The sequence below is a fragment of the Dellaglioa sp. CoH-56-MRSF-10 genome (assembly GCF_056782175.1).
The window spans coordinates 14,961-32,512 of record NZ_JBXAYF010000004.1 but is presented as its reverse complement, the minus strand read 5'-3'; the positions used below and the strand labels follow the sequence as shown (position 1 = coordinate 32,512).

Here is a 17,552-nt window from a genome sequence, read left to right as displayed (position 1 = left end):
ATACATTTTACTAGCTTGGTTATGTTACATTTTAAGAAGTAGTTGATACTTAATTGTTCGTTTTTCTCGTGAAGTAGATTTTGTGTTGGAGTGTGCTCTGTTTGAAGAAAAAACTGAAAAGAAGCAGATAAAGAATCTTGAAGTAACTTCGAATAGACACTTTAGTACTAAATTTGAAAAAATGAAGAAATAAGTTGGATTAAAAATGCAAATTTTAAAAAGAATAACACAAAAATTACAATATCTTGATTATTTTATTTTTATACCGTATATCATATTATCCGGAATTGGTGTGGTCATGGTTTATTCTGCTAGTTCATATAAGGTTCAAATGGCGGGTGGCGATCCAACGACATATTTAAAAAAACAATTGCTTTTTGCCATTTTAGGATTGCTAGTTGCTTTCCTTATATATTCAATGAAGGTTAATTTTTTTAAAAGTTCTGGATTTATAATATTATTTGGTGCAGTGTCCATTCTGCTACTTTTATACGTAGTACTTAGCGGTAAAACAGTTAATGGTGCAGCAGGATGGATTAACTTTGGCTCTTTTAACATTCAGCCCGCAGAAATCAGCAAGATTTTTTTAGTCTTGTTTATGGCGCAACAAGTTGCATTCCGTGAAAATAAAGAATTAAGTTATGAGGGTAGAAATAAACGTCGTTTTATCTATGCGATTGCAGTAGCCTTACCACTCATTTTAATTTTGGTTGAACCAGATGTGGGTGGGTTTATTATTAATTTTAGTGCAGTATTAATCATTATTTTGGCTAGTGGGTATTCAATTGGAATAACTTCTTTAATTTCTGTTGGTGGCATGGGTACTTTAATGATATTATTATCAAAATTAAAATCTGTTTCTCCAGATTCTGGTGGTCCATTAGCATATATGGCTAAAAGATTTAGTGGATTCAATGATCCGTTTAAATATCAGCAATCAACTGGACAACAGCTGGTAAATTCATATTATGCATTAAGTAATGGTGGTATTTTTGGTGCAGGACTAGGAAATAGCATCCAAAAACGAGGCTATCTACCAGAACCGTATACTGATTTTATATTAGCAATTACAGGTGAAGAACTTGGATTATTGATGGTATTTTTTATTTTAATATTACTTTTCAGTATGATTGGACGAATTATCTTTATTGGTTCTAAAAGTAAAGAAACTTTCCATTCACTTTGTTGTTATGGAATTGCGACGTTTATGACAGTGCAGACTGTATTTAATGTTGGTGGTATATCAGGTGTTTTACCAATAACAGGTGTAACATTTCCATTTCTTAGTTATGGCGGATCAAGTATGCTTATCTTGAGTTTCTGTGTAGGCTTAGTTTTAAATATATCAGCTTTAAGAAAAAAGGAATTACTAAATAATAAATAAAAAGGGGGTCATAATCAAATGCTTGACGAAGAAAATGGGACTAAGTTAGTTATACAAAAAAGACAAGGTGTCATTGTGTTTTTATACCATATGAAGCAAATTAAGCAGTTGAAACGATTCGGTATTATTCAATATATTTCAAAAAAAATGAAATATGTTGTCATTTATATGAATCAAGAAGACCTACCCGAGACGATTAAGAAAATTCAAAATTTAAAATTTGTTAAAAAGACAGAAGTATCGCATCGCCCTGATATTGATATGGACTTTGGGTCTCGAATGGGTGAAAAAGCATTTAAATTAACAGATGAAGATCAAGAAAAATTTAAAAATAAAAGTGAGTAAAGTATATGAGAATAATTTCAGGTGAATATGGCGGAAGAAAATTAAAAGCAGTTCCGGGTATGGCAACAAGACCTACAACGGATAAAGTTAAGGAATCAGTGTTTAATATTATTGGTCCTTATTTTGATGGCGGTAAATCGTTAGATTTATTTGCAGGTAGCGGAGGGTTAAGTATCGAAGCTGTTTCTAGAGGAATCTCGCATGCTTTTCTAATTGATAGACAGTATCAAGCAATTAAAACAATTAATGATAATATTGCTATCACAAAGGAAGAAGATAAGTTTACGGTCTATAAGCAAGATGCCGATAAAGCAATTGGACTATTAAAAGGTAAAGAAACATTTGATCTTGTTTTTTTAGACCCACCTTATAAGACCCAAGAAATAATTGATACGATAAAAAAAATAGATAGCAGCGAGTTGTTAAATAATCAAGCTTTAATTATTTGTGAAACAGATCAATATGCTAACTTACCTGATGATATTTCTGGATTCAGGCTATTTAGGAGACAAAATTATGGAATTACACAGGTAACGATTTATCAAAAGGAGAACTAAAATGAATGCAGTTTTTCCGGGAAGTTTCGATCCATTAACTAATGGACACTTAGATATTATTGTTCGATCAAGCCAAATTTTTGATAAAGTTATTGTCGCAGTTATGACTAATACTAAAAAGAAGTCATTGTTTACAGCTGATGAAAAGGTAGATTTGATTAGTGAAGCTACCTTTTCATTAGCAAATGTAGAAGTAGTTAGTGTTGAATCAGATTTAACGATTAACTTAATGCACCAATTAGATGCTAAAATAATTATTCGTAGTGTTAGAAATAATAGGGATTTTGAATATGAAAAAGATATTGCATTGATGAACAAAGAGTTAGATGAAACAGTGGAAACTGTATTGATGCTTGCTAATCCTAAATACGCACATATTTCCTCAAGTTTAATGAAAGAAATATTTAAATTTGATGGAGATATTTCAAATATGGTACCTAATCATATAAAAGTAGCTATGATTAAAAAATGTCATGAAGTAATTAGTAAGGAAGATTAACTTAAATAAAATGAATCATCATTAAAATACGTGATAATGATTTAAGGAAAAAAACGAATTTCATTTTAAATGAAATTCGTTTTTTTGCGTATTTAAATATAAGAGGGAGGTGGATAAGATGGATCAAATAAAAAAAATTTGAATTGAATATCGAAAAATTATCATTATTTGTGTGGTATCTGTAATAGCATTGACCATTTTTTCAATAGTTACACAACATAAAAGTAGCAAAACAGATGATATGTTAGTTAATAGTATTACTAGTACGTCGTCTAGCTCGGAAAAAAATATATCAAGCCATTTAGAAACCTCAAATGGTGGGAAAATCGTTGTGGATATCAAAGGAAATATAAAAAAACCAGGTATATACACAATGAAAACAGGAATGAGAATTAGTCAGGTAATCGATTTAGCTGAGGGATTTTTATCTAACGCTGATCAGAAACAGATTAATTTAGCTCAAAAAGTAACAGATGAGATGGTTATATATGTTCCGGCAAAAGGGGAAGTAAAAGAAAATAAAGTAGCAGCTACTACTGCCCAAGGATCTTCTGTTATGGATGCAGGGTCTACTACAGGAACTCAGGATAAATCGAATGATGAATCAACGGTTAATTTAAACACCGCAACGAAAGAACAACTGCAAGGGTTGACTGGAATTGGACCAAAAAAAGCAGAACAAATTTTACAATATAGAGAAGAACATCAATCGTTTAAAACTACGGATGAATTAAAAGAAGTTGGCGGCATCGGTGATAAAACATATGAAAGTCTAAAGGACTCATTAGCGGTCTAACTTTTTTTAAAGATTTATTTTTGATATACTATAAAAAAATGAAAGAAGGAAATACCTAAATGCCTGATAATAGAATTCCTTGGGATCAATATTTTATGACGCAAGCTGCATTACTATCATTAAGAAGTACATGTGAAAGATTATCTGTTGGTGCGATACTTGTTAGAGATAAACGGATTATTGCAGGCGGATATAACGGCGCTGTTTCAGGGGATGTACATTGTATAGATGAAGGTTGCTACCTTGTAGACGGACATTGTGTACGAACGATTCATGCAGAAATGAATGCAGTTTTACAGTGTGCAAAGTTTGGCTCAGCGACAGATAATTCAGAAATTTATGTGACAGATTTTCCTTGTTTACAGTGTACAAAAATGCTACTTCAATCCGGCGTGAAAAAAATATATTATTTACGTAATTATCATAATGATGATTATGCCATATCACTATTAGAAAGAAATAATGTTATTTTTGAGCAAGTAAAAGTTGATAAAAATTATATTGAAGAAATTGTTCTGAATAAAATATTTTCAGAATAAAATCAGTTGAAGCAGTTGATCTATTTTTTGCGACGTTAGTTATTGGAATAACAAGTTTATATGTTGTAAATTACAATCCTATTTGGATTATTTTCGCTATCGTTATTTTTATACGAATTATTACGTTAAAACGTTCGATAACTTTTTATATTTGTTGTGTCTGTATTTTAATTTTTGGTATTTATTTTTACAGTAATGCGAAGGAAAGCCAGAAGCAAGTTGTAGTTGAAAAAGAGGTACAAAATGTTAATGTGAAAATTTACCCTGATGATTATTCAATCAATGGTGATTTGGTTAGTTTTGATGGACAAATAATTTCTAATTCACAAAAAATTCGAGGATTTTATAACTGTAAGTCACAAAATGAACTCAATAAGATTAAACATAATAAACACACTAAAATTATAAACGTTGATGCTAAGCTACAAAAAATTAAATCAGCGACAAATGAAAACGAGTTTGATTATCAAAGTTTTATGCGAACTAAATCAATTTACAATAGTATGACTATTATAAAAGTTAATAATAGTGAAAAAAATGTCATGAATTTATCGCTTGAATCCGTGATAAGTAAGTTACATGAATTACGAGCAGAATTAAAAAGTTATTTTAATTCTTTATCCAATCCGTTAGATAAATTTTTGAATGCTTTGGTAATTGGTGATAAGACTCAGGAATTCAATCAGGATTTAGCCTCTATAAGACAATTAGGATTAATTCATTTATTCTGTTTATCGGGTTTACATGTATATTATTTTGTGATGTTAATAAGAACGTTAGGAAATAGACTATTAATCCCACGTGAGACAGTAGCCAAAGGATTACTTTTTTTACTTCCATGCTATTTAGTTATTGCAGGGGAATCTAGTAGTTTACGACGTGCAATTTTTATGTGTATGGTTCAACTTATTTGTGAACTAATTGATAAACCTGTCCAAGGGATTACGGTTTGGTGTTTCGCTTTGTTAATAGGATTGGTGATTGAACCACAAGTACTGTTCACATTTGGCGGTCAGTTGAGCTATCTAATGTCATTACTACTAATCTTTATGGAGAATAAAGGTACTTTTGAATCAGGTATTTGGCTAAACTTATTTAGTTTGCCATTTATTTTTTTCAACGTTTATCAGTGGAATGTTCTATCAATTGTACTTAGTATTTTTATTATTCCTATTTTTGAATTCTTAATCCTACCAATTGTAATTTTTGGAGGAATGGTTGGGATTCATTTTAAGGTTGTTATGGATGGGATAAATACTGTATTAAAAACGTTTATTTATTTTTTTGATGAACTAGCACGTTTACCATTAACGATAACGTTTGGTAAACCCAGTTTAAATATGTGCATGCTATTTTTCATGTGCACCTTAACATGTTTTTTACATCCTTCGTGTATTAAAAGATGGGCAATATTAGTTAGTTTCTATGTTATGGTATTTCTATGGATCCATTTTCCAATTCGGCAAGAAGTCGTTTTTTTTGACATTGGTCAAGGGGATTCAACATTGATAAGAAAGCCGTTTAATAGGCAAATTACATTAGTAGATACAGGCGGTAAAGTTCATTTTAAGATGGATAGCTGGCGAACTAGAAAGGAGTATCAAACTTCTGGTGAAAAAATTATTACTAATTATTTATTAAGCAAAGGAATCAGTCATATAGACTATTTATATTTGACGCATCAAGATGCAGATCATATAGGTAATTTTCCGTCTATATTAACCAAAATAGACGTCGATAGAATGATTGTTCCATCTGGAATGGAACAACTGCCACAATTCATTAAAAAAATAGAATCTACTCGACCGCCTAAAATGGTGATACCTATGACAGATAATAGTAAAAAACAGGATGCTGAATTGATGATTCTACATCCTTTTAATCAAGGTATAGGAAAAAACGAAGATTCTCTTGTTTTATTTGGAACAATCGGGAAATATAGCTATCTTATTACTGGCGATTTGGACCGAGCTGGTGAAAAAAAGGTTATTCAAAAATATCCCAATTTACAAATATCAATTCTTAAAACAGGTCATCATGGCAGTAAAACTGCGACTGATCCAATATTTATTGATCAAATAAAACCGAAGTTAGCGGTGATTTCTGCTGGTAAGAATAATAGATATGGCCACCCACATCAAGAAACATTAGATACTTTGAAAAAATATCGAATACCGTTTGTTAGTACAGCAGAGCATGGTATGATAAGAATCAGCAAGTTTCAAAATTATAAAGAAAAATTAGAAGTTTTTAACAATGAAAAGAGCTGATAAATATGAATTCACAGGCAATAATTTCAACGTTATCTCTTGAAAATGTGAAGCCAGTAAATCTTGTCTTAGGTAATGAGACTTATTTAATGGAAGATGTAAAAAAAGCATTTACTGAGTTGATACCTGAAGAAGAGAGAACGATGAATTTAGGTAAATATGATATGGAGGAGGTTCCGTTGGCTAAAGCATTAGATGATGCGATGTCTGTTCCTTTTTTTGGTGATAAGCGCTTAATTTTTATTCAAAATCCTTTTTTTCTAACGTCAGACACTAAAAAAAGAAAAATTGAACACGATATTGATGGTCTTTTATCTTATTTAGCTCATCCGGAACCAACAAGTATTGTAGTTATATTTGCGCCTTATAAAGAATTAGATGGTCGTAAAAAGATTAGTAAGATGCTTAAAAAATTTAGTCTAGTTATTGATAATCAACCGTTAAATGAGCGTGCAACGCGACAGTTTATAGCCCAAGAGATGGCTAACAAATCATTTGAAATAGATGAAAACGCTTTGGAATTATTTCTAGAAAGAACCAATACAGAATTATCAACAATCATGAATGAATTGCCAAAGTTATTTTTGTATAATTTTGAAACCCACCGAATTACATTATCATCTGTTGAAAATTTAGTTTCTAAAACTTTAGAACAAAATATATTTGATTTAGTAGATGTTGTTATTTCAAATAATATTGAAAAATCAGTAACGTTGTATCATGATTTAATTTTACAAAATGAAGAGCCAATTAAGATAAATGCAATATTATTGGGACAATTTAGATTATTATTACAAGTGAAAATTTTGCAAGATAAAGGTTACTCACAAGGAGATTTAGCTAGTGTTTTAAAAGTGCATCCTTATCGAATTAAGTTGGCACTTCAAAAGATAAAGAAATTTAATAGAAGTGATTTGAGGAAAATTTATTTAGCGTTAATTGATTTAGAAAAAGCAATGAAGACGACACAACAAGATCAAGAAGGATTATTCTCATTATTTATGCTTCAAATTAATCGTATAGATGTATAAAATAAAAAATACCCAGTAGATTATTAATCTACTGGGTATTTTTCTGAAAACTTATTTAGCGTAACGAGCAGCCATACGAGACTTATCACGAGCAGCTTTGTTTTCTTTGATCAAACCTTTAGAATGTGCTTTGTCGATTGCAGTAATAGCAGCTTTGTATAAAGCATCTACATTATCGGCACCAGCAGTCTTAGCTTGTTCAAACTTCTTTACAGCAGTACGCATTGTGCTTAATTGAGCAGCATTTTTAACGTTTGCTTTTTCATTCGTTTTTACACGTTTAATTGCAGATTGAATAATTGGCATTTAAGTCACCTCCACTTATCATGATCACCTTATTGGTTCTCAACAAATATTTCAACAACCATTATTATACCTAACCAAATTAGTTAATGCAATGAAAACTTGTAAAGGATTTTTACTTGATAGTAATAATTAGATAAGAGAAGTTATAAAAAACTTGCAATATACTCTAAATTTTAGTAAGGTTAGATTTGTTCCAAGTAACCTTTAACTTAGTTTGTTGACGTCTCACCGACGACTTACTCGGTTTTAGGCATTTAGATTCAGAAAGGTGGGAAACACTAATGGCAATTACAAATGAAAAGAAAACAGAAATTATGAACGAATATGCTCGTCAAGAAGGCGATACAGGTTCTGCTGAAGTACAAATCGCTGTACTTACTGCAGATATCGTTGAATTGAATGCACATATCGGCGTTCATAAAAAAGATTTCGCTTCACAACGTGGTTTGATGAAGAAAATCGGACATCGTCGTAACCTTTTAGCATATTTACGTAACAAAGATATTCAACGTTACCGTGAATTGATCCAACGCTTAGGTCTTCGTCGTTAAAACTAAAAGCAAAACTCTTAATAAGAGTTTTGCTTTTTTTATTTTTAAAATTTAAGATATGTCTACTATAAGTGAGTTAAATGTAAAACGTTCATAAATTTTATGGTATAATTGAGATTCAAATAAAGAAAAAGAAGGTTTTTTTCAATGGACGGATATAGAGTTGCGGTTGTCGGTGCTACAGGCGCTGTTGGAACACGAATGATTCAAATGCTAGAAGAAACAAGTTTACCCATCAATAGTATTAAATATTTGGCATCTAAACGTTCTGCAGGACAAGTATTAAAATTTAAAGGTCAGGATGTTATCGTAGAAGAAACAACATCTGATTCTTTTGAGAATGTTGATTTGGCTCTATTTTCTGCTGGCGGTAGTGTATCTAAAAAGTTTGCACCTGAAGCAATTAAACGTGGTGCAGTTGTTGTAGACAACACTAGTGCGTTTAGAATGGATCCTGATGTCCCACTAGTAGTTCCTGAAGTTAATGAACAGGCACTTTATGAACACAAAGGACTAATTGCTAACCCAAATTGTTCAACTATCCAAATGGTAGTTGCACTAGAACCAATTCGTAAAAATTACGGTTTAAAGAAGGTTGTTGTTACAACAATGCAAGCTGTTAGTGGTGCTGGAAACTTAGCTATTCAAGAATTAAAAGATGAAACACAAGCTTATCTTGATGGCGAAGAGATGGAAGCAAAGATTTTACCAGCTTCTGGTGATAAAAAGCATTATCCAATTGCATTTAATCCACTACCACAAATTGATGTTTTTGAAGACACAGGTTATACACATGAAGAATGGAAAATGATTCATGAAACGAAGAAAATAATGTCTAATCAAGATATTCAAGTTACTGCAACATGTGTACGTGTACCAGTTGTTGTTAGCCATTCGGAATCTGTTTGGTTTGAAGTTGAAAGTCATGATGCTTCTGTTAAACAAATTCAAAATATTCTTGCAGATGCACCCGGTGTGGTTTTACAAGATAATCCGGAACAACAGATATATCCACAAGCAATTAATGCCACTGGTAAGAAAGATACATTTGTTGGTCGTGTTAGAGCTGATTTAGAACAGGATAATGCCTTCCAATTATGGGTCGTTTCGGATAATTTGTTAAAAGGTGCTGCATGGAATTCAGTTCAAATTGCTGAAAAATTGCATGAATTAGATTTATTAAGAGTTCCAAAGTAAAAAGAAAGGAGTGAATTAAGCGAATGTTTGAAAATGTAGATATAATGACAGCTATGGTCACACCATTTAATGATCAGAATCAAGTGGATGAAGATCGCTTAATTAAATTAATTGAACATTTAATTTTAACAGGTTCAAAAGGTATCCTGGTTAATGGTACTACGGGCGAATCGCCTACGTTGAATCATTCTGAAAAATTAAATTTGATTAAAAAAACAGTGGCAATAGTTAATGGTAGAGTTCCAATTATGGCTGGTACAGGATCAAATAATACTATGGAGACAATTGATTTTACCAATGAGGTAGCCGCTATTACTGGTGTGGACGCAGCTTTAGTTGTTGTGCCATACTATAATAAGCCTAATCAAAAAGGTATGATTGCTCATTTTGAAGCAGTTGCAAATGCTTCGAAATTGCCTATTTTCATTTATAATATTCCGGGTCGTACAGGCGTAACTATGACTGTTGAAACAATTGTTAAGTTATCTAATAATAATCATATTATTGGTATTAAAGATTGTACAGGTAGTGAAAATTTAAGTCGTATTGTTGAACAAACGCCAGATGATTTCTTGGTGTATACTGGTGAAGATACGGATAGTTTGACTGCAAAAATCTTAGGAGCAAGTGGTGTTATTTCTGTTGCAAGCCATATATTTGGTATTGAAATGACTAAAATGTATCAAGCTGTACAAGATGGAAATATTAAGCTTGCAGGAGATATTCAAAGAGAGTTGACGCCAAAAATGGCTGCACTTTTTTCTCTTCCATCTCCTGGACCAGCTAAAGCAGCTTTAAATTACAAGGGTATCTTAGTAGGTGGGTGTCGTTTACCAATAGAGGCATTAACTGACAATGAAATAAATCAACTAGTGAAAATACTAAAAATATAAAATATGTAAGAGGTGAAGTAATGAGTAAAGTTAAAATAATTCCACTTGGTGGCGTTCGAGAAAATGGTAAAAATATGTATGTCGTTGAAGTGGATGATGATCTATTTATTTTTGATTCTGGATTAATGTATCCAGAAAATGGCTTATTAGGGATTGATATTGTAATTCCTGATTTTAGTTATTTGAGAGAAAATAAAGAACGAATTGTAGGTGTTTTCTTAACACATGGGCATGCAGATGCAATTGGTGCATTACCATACTTTGTGAGTGAATTTGATGTGCCTGTTTTTGGATCAGAATTAACAATTGCATTAGCAAAAATTAATATTGAAAATGATCCTAAGGCAAGTAAATTTTCTGATTTTCACGTTGTTAATGATCAGACTGAGATTGATTTTGGTAAAACGACAATTTCATTCTTTAAAACGACCCATTCAATTCCTGAATCATTAGGAATCGTTTTAGGTACTGATGAAGGGCAGATTGTTTATACAGGTGATTTTAAGTTCGATCAAGCTGCGGCACCAGTTTACCAAACAGATTTTGGACGTTTAGCTGAGATTGGTAAGAATGGTGTTTTAGCGTTATTAAGTGATTCAGCTAATGCTGAGAACCCATTCCCAACAGTCAATGAAAGTGCAATTGACGAATACATTAATGAAACATTTGAATATCAAAAAGGTCGTATTATTGTTGCCTGTGTGGCATCAAATATATTACGAGTACAACAGATACTAAATGCTGCAAAGGAAAGTCATCGAAAGGTTATATTAACAGGACACGATGTTGAAAAAATCGTTAAAACAGCTATGGATTTGAAGAAATTAGTTCTTCCTGATGAAAATTTAATTGTTCCAATGAGTGATATTAGCAAATATGACGATGATCAACTAATTATATTGGAAACAGGTAAAATGGGTGAACCTTTAAAATCATTACAGCGAATGGCTTTAAATCAACATTCAACTGTTAATATTCATGAAGGAGATCTTGTTTTCATTACGACAACAACGTCAAAAGCTATGGAAACTAATGTGGCAAAGACAAGAGATCTCATTTACCGAGCAGGAGCTGATGTGAAAGCAATTTCTGATGAATTAAATTCTTCAGGTCATGCTGGTCAAAATGATTTACAACTAATGATCAATTTAATGAAACCAAAATACCTGGTTCCAATTCAAGGTGAATATCGATTACTTGCGGCACATGCTGATTTAGCACATACATTAGGAATGCCATATGATCATATCTTTATTACTGGTAAGGGTGATGTTTTAAGTTATTCTGAAGGAAAAATGAATTTAGGATCGCAAGTTGAAGCAGGAAATACCATGATTGATGGTATTGGTGTTGGTGATATTGGAAATATTGTACTGAGAGATCGTAAAATACTTTCTGAAGATGGTATTTTTATTGCAGTCGTCACAATTGATCGTAAAAAGAAAAAAATCATAAACAAGCCTAAAATTACATCAAGAGGATTTGTTTATACAAAAACGAGCCTTGATTTAATTGAAAAGAGTGCTGAAATTGTGTCAGAAACAGTACAAGATAATTTGAACAATAAAGAATTTGATTGGGGACATTTAAAACAAGATGTTCGTGAAAAAATGAGTCATTTCCTATATGAACAAACAAAACGACGTCCAGTTATTTTACCTGTTATTATGGAAATTAATCAGTATCATAGAAAATCAACAAAGTCTAAAGAAGTTAAACCGGCGGAAACAAAAAATAACGAAAAATAATCAAAAAGGGATAACACAAATGTTGTTATCCCTTTTTTTAGAATAAATAGAGGATATTATGGCAGAAATTATTCCGTTTCCCGACCAAGAGAAACAAAATTATCAGTTAGCAAAAAAGGCTGTAAGTGACAAAAATTATCAACTAGCATCACAATTATTCACAAAAAATTATGATGGTCATCGTAGTTTTAAAAATAATAAATTATTGGTTAATTCTCTAGTTTTGGATGCTCAATTTCAAGAAGCGTTAATTATCGCTGACGAATTTTATAGCGATTACTTAAAACGTGGGGATCAATTTGCAGTTTATTTAAATATACTGTTAAAAAACAATAAATTTATTCGAGCTTGGCAATTGGTTAAAGAGCAACCTTTTGCCACATCACTAGTTTTGGATGCTGAAAATGAATGCCGTGAAAAATTCGATAAACAACTTAGACAAAATGAACGTCAATTTGCACACTTAGGTTCAGTGGACTTTTTTGGACAGCAACAAATTGTTCAAAGTGGACTGGTACTACCTAAAAATGAATTCTTAGATGCTTGTCAAAAAATATTTATGGATAAAGACGTACATCCAATTATAAAATCAAGTCTATTGCAAGAGGTACAAAAGATACCTAATAATATTGAAATAATAAACTATTTATGGGTTGATGGAACTCAGAAAAAAATTGACGTAAAAAAATTAGTTGCAAATGAAAATGAACCTGTATTACTGACAATTAATCAATTAACAAAAAATGATGAGGGAACTATTGATGTACAAATGAATAATTCTTTAAATCATATGTTAAATTTAAAATTGGGGATGATTTATCCTTTTGCAAGTGATTTTTTGGGTATTGAGAAAGAATGGATTGAATTAGTAAAAAGTGAGTTAGGTATGGAATCCACTTTTAAAAGGACTGAAAATTTAACGTATATGGTTGAATTAAATGCATTACTTTCGAAAGAATTAACTGAAATTATGAATTAATGATTAGGTAAAGCTAGCCGTTTACAGTAATCTATGATATTCTAATAAAGAATCCAAAATTTCACTTAGATTTAGTTGTATGAGCGTAGATTTAACCAGGTTATTTTAAGACGAGATAAAAAGTTTCAGTATTCTTTAAATAGGTATTTACAAAACTCTAAACAGTCTATATAATATTTTAAGGATTCTTCTTTATTTGATGATAATGTATTTTGTTATTAAATAAAGAAGTAGTATAATAAAAACAAAGAATCATCAGGGTTAGATTTTCTAAAACTGTTTTATTCTTACAAAAACACTAGGAGGCTCTTATTCATGGCAAAAGAACATTACGAACGAACAAAACCCCATGTTAATATTGGTACTATTGGACATGTCGATCATGGGAAGACAACTTTAACAGCTGCAATTAGTAAAGTATTATCAGACAACGGTTTCGGTGAAGCAGCAGATTTCGCTTCAATCGATGCTGCACCTGAAGAACGTGAACGTGGTATTACTATCAATACTGCCCATGTTGAATACGAAACAGCTGCACGTCATTACGCACATATCGATGCTCCAGGACATGCTGATTACGTTAAAAACATGATCACTGGTGCTGCACAAATGGATGGTGCTATCTTAGTTGTAGCCGCAACTGATGGCCCTATGCCTCAAACACGTGAACATATCTTACTTGCTCGCCAAGTTGGTGTTGATTACCTTATCGTGTTCTTAAACAAAACTGATTTGGTTGATGATGAAGAATTATTAGACCTTGTAGAAATGGAAGTTCGTGAATTATTAAGCGAATATGATTTCCCAGGCGATGATATTCCTGTTATCCGTGGTTCAGCTCTTAAAGCCCTTGAAGGCGATCCAGAAGCTGTAAAACAAGTTGAATTATTAATGGATACTGTTGATTCATACATCCCAACACCAGTTCGTCCTACAGACCAACCATTCTTAATGCCAGTTGAAGATGTATTTACAATTACTGGTCGTGGAACTGTTGCTTCAGGTCGTATCGATCGTGGTACAGTTAAAGTCGGAGACGATATTGAAATTGTTGGTTTACATGAAGATGTTCTTAAAACAACAGTTACAGGTATCGAAATGTTCCGTAAAACACTTGACGAAGGTGAAGCCGGCGATAACGTTGGTGCTTTACTCCGTGGTGTTGATCGCGAACAAATCGAACGTGGACAAGTTCTTGCACAACCTGGTTCAATCAAAACTCACAAATTATTCAAAGGCGAAGTTTATATCCTTTCTAAGGAAGAAGGTGGACGTCATACTCCATTCTTCTCAAACTACCGTCCTCAATTCTTCTTCCATACAACTGATGTTACTGGTGTTATTGAATTACCAGAAGGTGTAGAAATGGTTATGCCTGGTGATAACGTTACATTTACAGTATCATTAATCGCCCCAGTTGCTATTGAAAAAGGTCTTAAATTTACTGTTCGTGAAGGTGGCCGTACTGTTGGTGCCGGAGTCGTTTCAGAAATTGATGATTAATTTTTAATTAATTAAAAAAAGAAATTCGGAAAGCTTTTGCTTTTCGAATTTTTTTTTATAACCATTTACAATCTAGTAATGATACGGTAAAATAGACAAGTATATAAATAGTACGAATATAAAATTTTTGTTCTACCGGAGGGAAAACAATGTCAGCAAAATTTGAAAAAACAGGTAAAAACAATGGAGAAATAACATTCGAAATTGAAACTGATAAAATTAAAGAAGGATTGGAAAAAGCTTTCTTAAAAGTTAAGAAAGATTTAACTGTTCCTGGATTCCGTAAAGGAAAAGTTTCACGTCAAGTATTTAACAGAATGTATGGTGAAGAATCATTATACGAAGATGCTTTAAACATTCTATTGCCAGAAGCATACGAAAAGGCACTTGAAGAAGTTAAAGTATCACCCGTTGATCAACCTGATATTAACATTGATAGTTTAGAAAAAGATTCTACATGGGTCCTTAAAGCTAAAGTTACACTTCAACCAGAAGTTGAATTAGGTGACTATAAAGGATTAACTGTTCCTAAACAATCACGTCGAGTAACTAAAAAAGACGTAGAAGATAGTTTAGAAGCAAAACGTCAACAACAAGCTGAACTTGTACTTAAAGAAGACGAAGCAGCTATTTCTGGCGACACTGTTATCATTGATTTTGAAGGTAAAGTTGATGGCGTTGCATTTGATGGTGGAAAATCAGAAAATTATACTCTTGAATTAGGTTCAAATTCATTTATTCCTGGATTTGAAGACCAATTGGTAGGACATAAAGCTGGAGAGGATGTTGACGTAAAAGTTACATTCCCTGAAGATTACCAAGCTGAAGACTTACGTGGTAAAGAAGCAGTATTTGCTGTTAAAGTTCATGAAGTCAAAGGCAAAGAACTTCCAGAAATGGATGATGAATTTGCTAAAGATGTTGATGAAGAAGTTAATACGCTTGAAGAATTACAAGCAAAAACAAAAGATCAAATTAAAGAAACAAAAGAAGCTGCAGCTAAGGAAGCAATTCAAGATGCAGCAATTGAATTAGCAGTTGATAATGCTAAAGTTGATGAAATTCCTAATTCAATGATTGAAGAAGATGTTCATCGCCAAATGGATCAATACCTTGCAAATATGCAACAACAAGGAATTGACACAAAGATGTACTTCCAATTAACAGGAACAAGTGAAGACGATTTACACAAACAATTTGAAGAAGGCGCAGAACGTCGTGTTAAAACAAATCTTGTGTTAGAAGCTATCGTTGCCGCTGAAAAAATTGAACCTTCTGAAGAAGAAGTTTCATCTGAAATATCAAACTTAGCAGAACAATATGGTATGGAAGAAGAAGCAGTTCGTTCTGCTCTTTCAGACGATATGGTAAAACATGATATTGCTATCAAGAAAGTTGTTGACGAGTTAGCTGACTCAGCAGTTGAAGAAGCAAAAATGAAAAAATAAATAATTAATCGGATATTTTGATTAATCATTTTGAATGAATGAGATTGAAGCGAGTTTATTAGCTTCAATCTTTTTTGTTAAATACATTTGAACGTAAATATTCGCGAAATATTGCTTTATTTGGTACTATAGGTATGCATAAAGTAAAAGATGAGAAGAAAAATACGAGGTGGTAAAATGTTCGAAAATACTGAAGAAGGCGGACCCGTAAATTGTTCTTTTTGCGGTAAGTCACAAGATCAAGTAATGAAAATCGTTGCTGGACCTGGTGTTTATATTTGTAATGAATGTGTTGATTTATGTAAGGAAATTATCGACGAGGAATTCAGGGAACAAATGGATTCTGAACCATTACTTGTATTAAAACCACAAGCAATTATGAATAAATTGAATGATTATGTAATTGGGCAAGATCAATCTAAAAAAACGTTGTCAGTTGCGGTTTATAATCATTATAAACGAGTTAATCATATGCTTGAAGTTGACGAAGATAATGACGAAACAGAATTACAAAAAAGTAATATTTGTTTAGTTGGTCCTACGGGATCAGGTAAGACATATTTAGCACAAAGTTTAGCTAAAATTTTAAACGTACCATTTGCTATTGCAGATGCCACTACTTTAACTGAGGCTGGATATGTTGGTGAAGATGTTGAAAATATCCTTTTAAAATTATTGCAAAGTGCAGATTATGATGTTGCAAAAGCTGAAAAAGGAATTATCTACATTGATGAAATCGATAAAATTGCTAAGAAGAGTGAGAATGTTTCAATCACACGTGATGTATCAGGTGAGGGTGTTCAACAGGCACTTTTAAAGATTCTTGAAGGTACTATTGCAAGTGTTCCGCCTCAAGGTGGACGTAAACACCCACAACAAGAATTAATTCAAATAGATACTAAGAATATTTTATTTATTGTTGGTGGGGCATTTGCTGGAATTGAAACAATGGTCAAAAATCGATTAGGCGATAAAACGATTGGTTTCGGTGCTGAATCCAATTCTGAAACTATTGATGAACAAAATAGTGTTATGCAACAAATTATTCCAGAAGATTTATTAAAATTTGGATTAATTCCTGAATTTGTTGGTCGTTTACCAATTATGACAGCTTTAGAAGAATTAAAAGAAGAAGATTTAGTTCGAATTTTAACGGAACCTAAAAATGCATTGGTTAAACAATATACAAAACTTGTTGAATTAGATGGTGTGACGCTTGAATTCGAACCTGAGGCATTGTCACGAGTTGCCGAACTTGCTATTAAGCGAGATACTGGGGCACGAGGTTTGCGATCTATTATTGAAGAAACAATGCGTGATGTTATGTTTGATATTCCAAGCCAAGAAGACATCGAGCGCGTAATTATCACTAAAGCAACAGTTGATCAAACTGATGGTCCTGTAATAATTAAAGGGAGCAAGAAAGCAGCATCTTAAAGTCTTGTTAGAGTATAGTCATTTAAAGACTGTCAAATATAGTGAGTACACTCTAAAAAAAAGACATAG

17 protein-coding genes are annotated in these 17,552 nt (G+C 32.2%); 16 read left to right on the top strand and 1 reads right to left on the bottom strand.

The window, feature by feature from the left end; all coding sequences use genetic code 11:
- Positions 1-205: 205 nt before the first annotated feature.
- The 8 genes from AC1RP4_RS05325 (at position 206) to holA (ending at position 7,421) form a co-directional block, all read left to right on the top strand.
- Positions 206-1,384 (top strand): FtsW/RodA/SpoVE family cell cycle protein, encoded by a 1,179-nt coding sequence (locus AC1RP4_RS05325; RefSeq protein WP_481761703.1) that lies wholly within the window; start codon positions 206-208, stop codon positions 1,382-1,384.
- Between the two features lie 18 nt (positions 1,385-1,402).
- Positions 1,403-1,729, top strand: coding sequence for a YlbG family protein (locus AC1RP4_RS05320; RefSeq protein WP_481761704.1), 327 nt, complete (start codon positions 1,403-1,405; stop codon positions 1,727-1,729).
- 5 nt (positions 1,730-1,734) lie between these two features.
- Positions 1,735-2,286, top strand: a complete 552-nt coding sequence (gene rsmD, locus AC1RP4_RS05315) for a 16S rRNA (guanine(966)-N(2))-methyltransferase RsmD (protein WP_481761705.1) — start codon at positions 1,735-1,737, stop codon at positions 2,284-2,286.
- A gap of 1 nt (position 2,287) precedes the next feature.
- On the top strand, positions 2,288-2,785 hold the full coding sequence (gene coaD, locus AC1RP4_RS05310) for a pantetheine-phosphate adenylyltransferase (protein ID WP_481761706.1): 498 nt from the start codon (positions 2,288-2,290) through the stop codon (positions 2,783-2,785).
- 190 nt (positions 2,786-2,975) lie between these two features.
- A complete protein-coding gene (locus AC1RP4_RS05305; protein WP_481761707.1) occupies positions 2,976-3,581 on the top strand; it encodes a helix-hairpin-helix domain-containing protein in 606 nt (201 codons plus the stop codon).
- A gap of 59 nt (positions 3,582-3,640) precedes the next feature.
- A complete protein-coding gene (locus AC1RP4_RS05300; protein WP_409022402.1) occupies positions 3,641-4,120 on the top strand; it encodes a ComE operon protein 2 in 480 nt (159 codons plus the stop codon).
- A 251-nt stretch (positions 4,121-4,371) separates the two neighbouring features.
- Positions 4,372-6,390 (top strand): DNA internalization-related competence protein ComEC/Rec2, encoded by a 2,019-nt coding sequence (locus AC1RP4_RS05295; protein WP_481761708.1) that lies wholly within the window; start codon positions 4,372-4,374, stop codon positions 6,388-6,390.
- 5 nt (positions 6,391-6,395) lie between these two features.
- Positions 6,396-7,421, top strand: coding sequence for a DNA polymerase III subunit delta (gene holA / locus AC1RP4_RS05290; protein WP_481761709.1), 1,026 nt, complete (start codon positions 6,396-6,398; stop codon positions 7,419-7,421).
- A gap of 51 nt (positions 7,422-7,472) precedes the next feature.
- Here the strand turns inward: holA and rpsT are convergent, their stop codons facing one another.
- Complete coding sequence (gene rpsT / locus AC1RP4_RS05285) at positions 7,473-7,727, bottom strand: 30S ribosomal protein S20 (RefSeq protein WP_409022404.1); 255 nt, start codon at positions 7,725-7,727, stop codon at positions 7,473-7,475.
- Between the two features lie 281 nt (positions 7,728-8,008).
- Between rpsT and rpsO the strand changes: the two genes are divergently transcribed.
- From rpsO to clpX, 8 genes are all read left to right on the top strand, one after another.
- Positions 8,009-8,278 (top strand): 30S ribosomal protein S15, encoded by a 270-nt coding sequence (gene rpsO, locus AC1RP4_RS05280; RefSeq protein WP_409022405.1) that lies wholly within the window; start codon positions 8,009-8,011, stop codon positions 8,276-8,278.
- 147 nt (positions 8,279-8,425) lie between these two features.
- Positions 8,426-9,475 (top strand): aspartate-semialdehyde dehydrogenase, encoded by a 1,050-nt coding sequence (locus tag AC1RP4_RS05275; RefSeq protein WP_481761710.1) that lies wholly within the window; start codon positions 8,426-8,428, stop codon positions 9,473-9,475.
- 23 nt (positions 9,476-9,498) lie between these two features.
- Positions 9,499-10,368, top strand: coding sequence for a 4-hydroxy-tetrahydrodipicolinate synthase (gene dapA / locus AC1RP4_RS05270; protein WP_481761711.1), 870 nt, complete (start codon positions 9,499-9,501; stop codon positions 10,366-10,368).
- Between the two features lie 20 nt (positions 10,369-10,388).
- Positions 10,389-12,116 (top strand): ribonuclease J, encoded by a 1,728-nt coding sequence (locus AC1RP4_RS05265; protein ID WP_409022408.1) that lies wholly within the window; start codon positions 10,389-10,391, stop codon positions 12,114-12,116.
- 58 nt (positions 12,117-12,174) lie between these two features.
- Entirely contained in the window at positions 12,175-13,095 is a 921-nt protein-coding gene (locus tag AC1RP4_RS05260; RefSeq protein ID WP_481761712.1) for a hypothetical protein, read from the top strand.
- 315 nt (positions 13,096-13,410) lie between these two features.
- Positions 13,411-14,598 carry an elongation factor Tu gene (gene tuf, locus AC1RP4_RS05255; RefSeq protein WP_409022410.1) on the top strand — a complete coding sequence of 396 codons (1,188 nt, stop codon included), beginning with the start codon at positions 13,411-13,413 and terminating at the stop codon, positions 14,596-14,598.
- A 149-nt stretch (positions 14,599-14,747) separates the two neighbouring features.
- On the top strand, positions 14,748-16,046 hold the full coding sequence (gene tig, locus AC1RP4_RS05250; RefSeq protein ID WP_409022411.1) for a trigger factor: 1,299 nt from the start codon (positions 14,748-14,750) through the stop codon (positions 16,044-16,046).
- 177 nt (positions 16,047-16,223) lie between these two features.
- Positions 16,224-17,483 carry an ATP-dependent Clp protease ATP-binding subunit ClpX gene (gene clpX / locus AC1RP4_RS05245; RefSeq protein WP_409022412.1) on the top strand — a complete coding sequence of 420 codons (1,260 nt, stop codon included), beginning with the start codon at positions 16,224-16,226 and terminating at the stop codon, positions 17,481-17,483.
- Positions 17,484-17,552 lie beyond the last annotated feature (69 nt).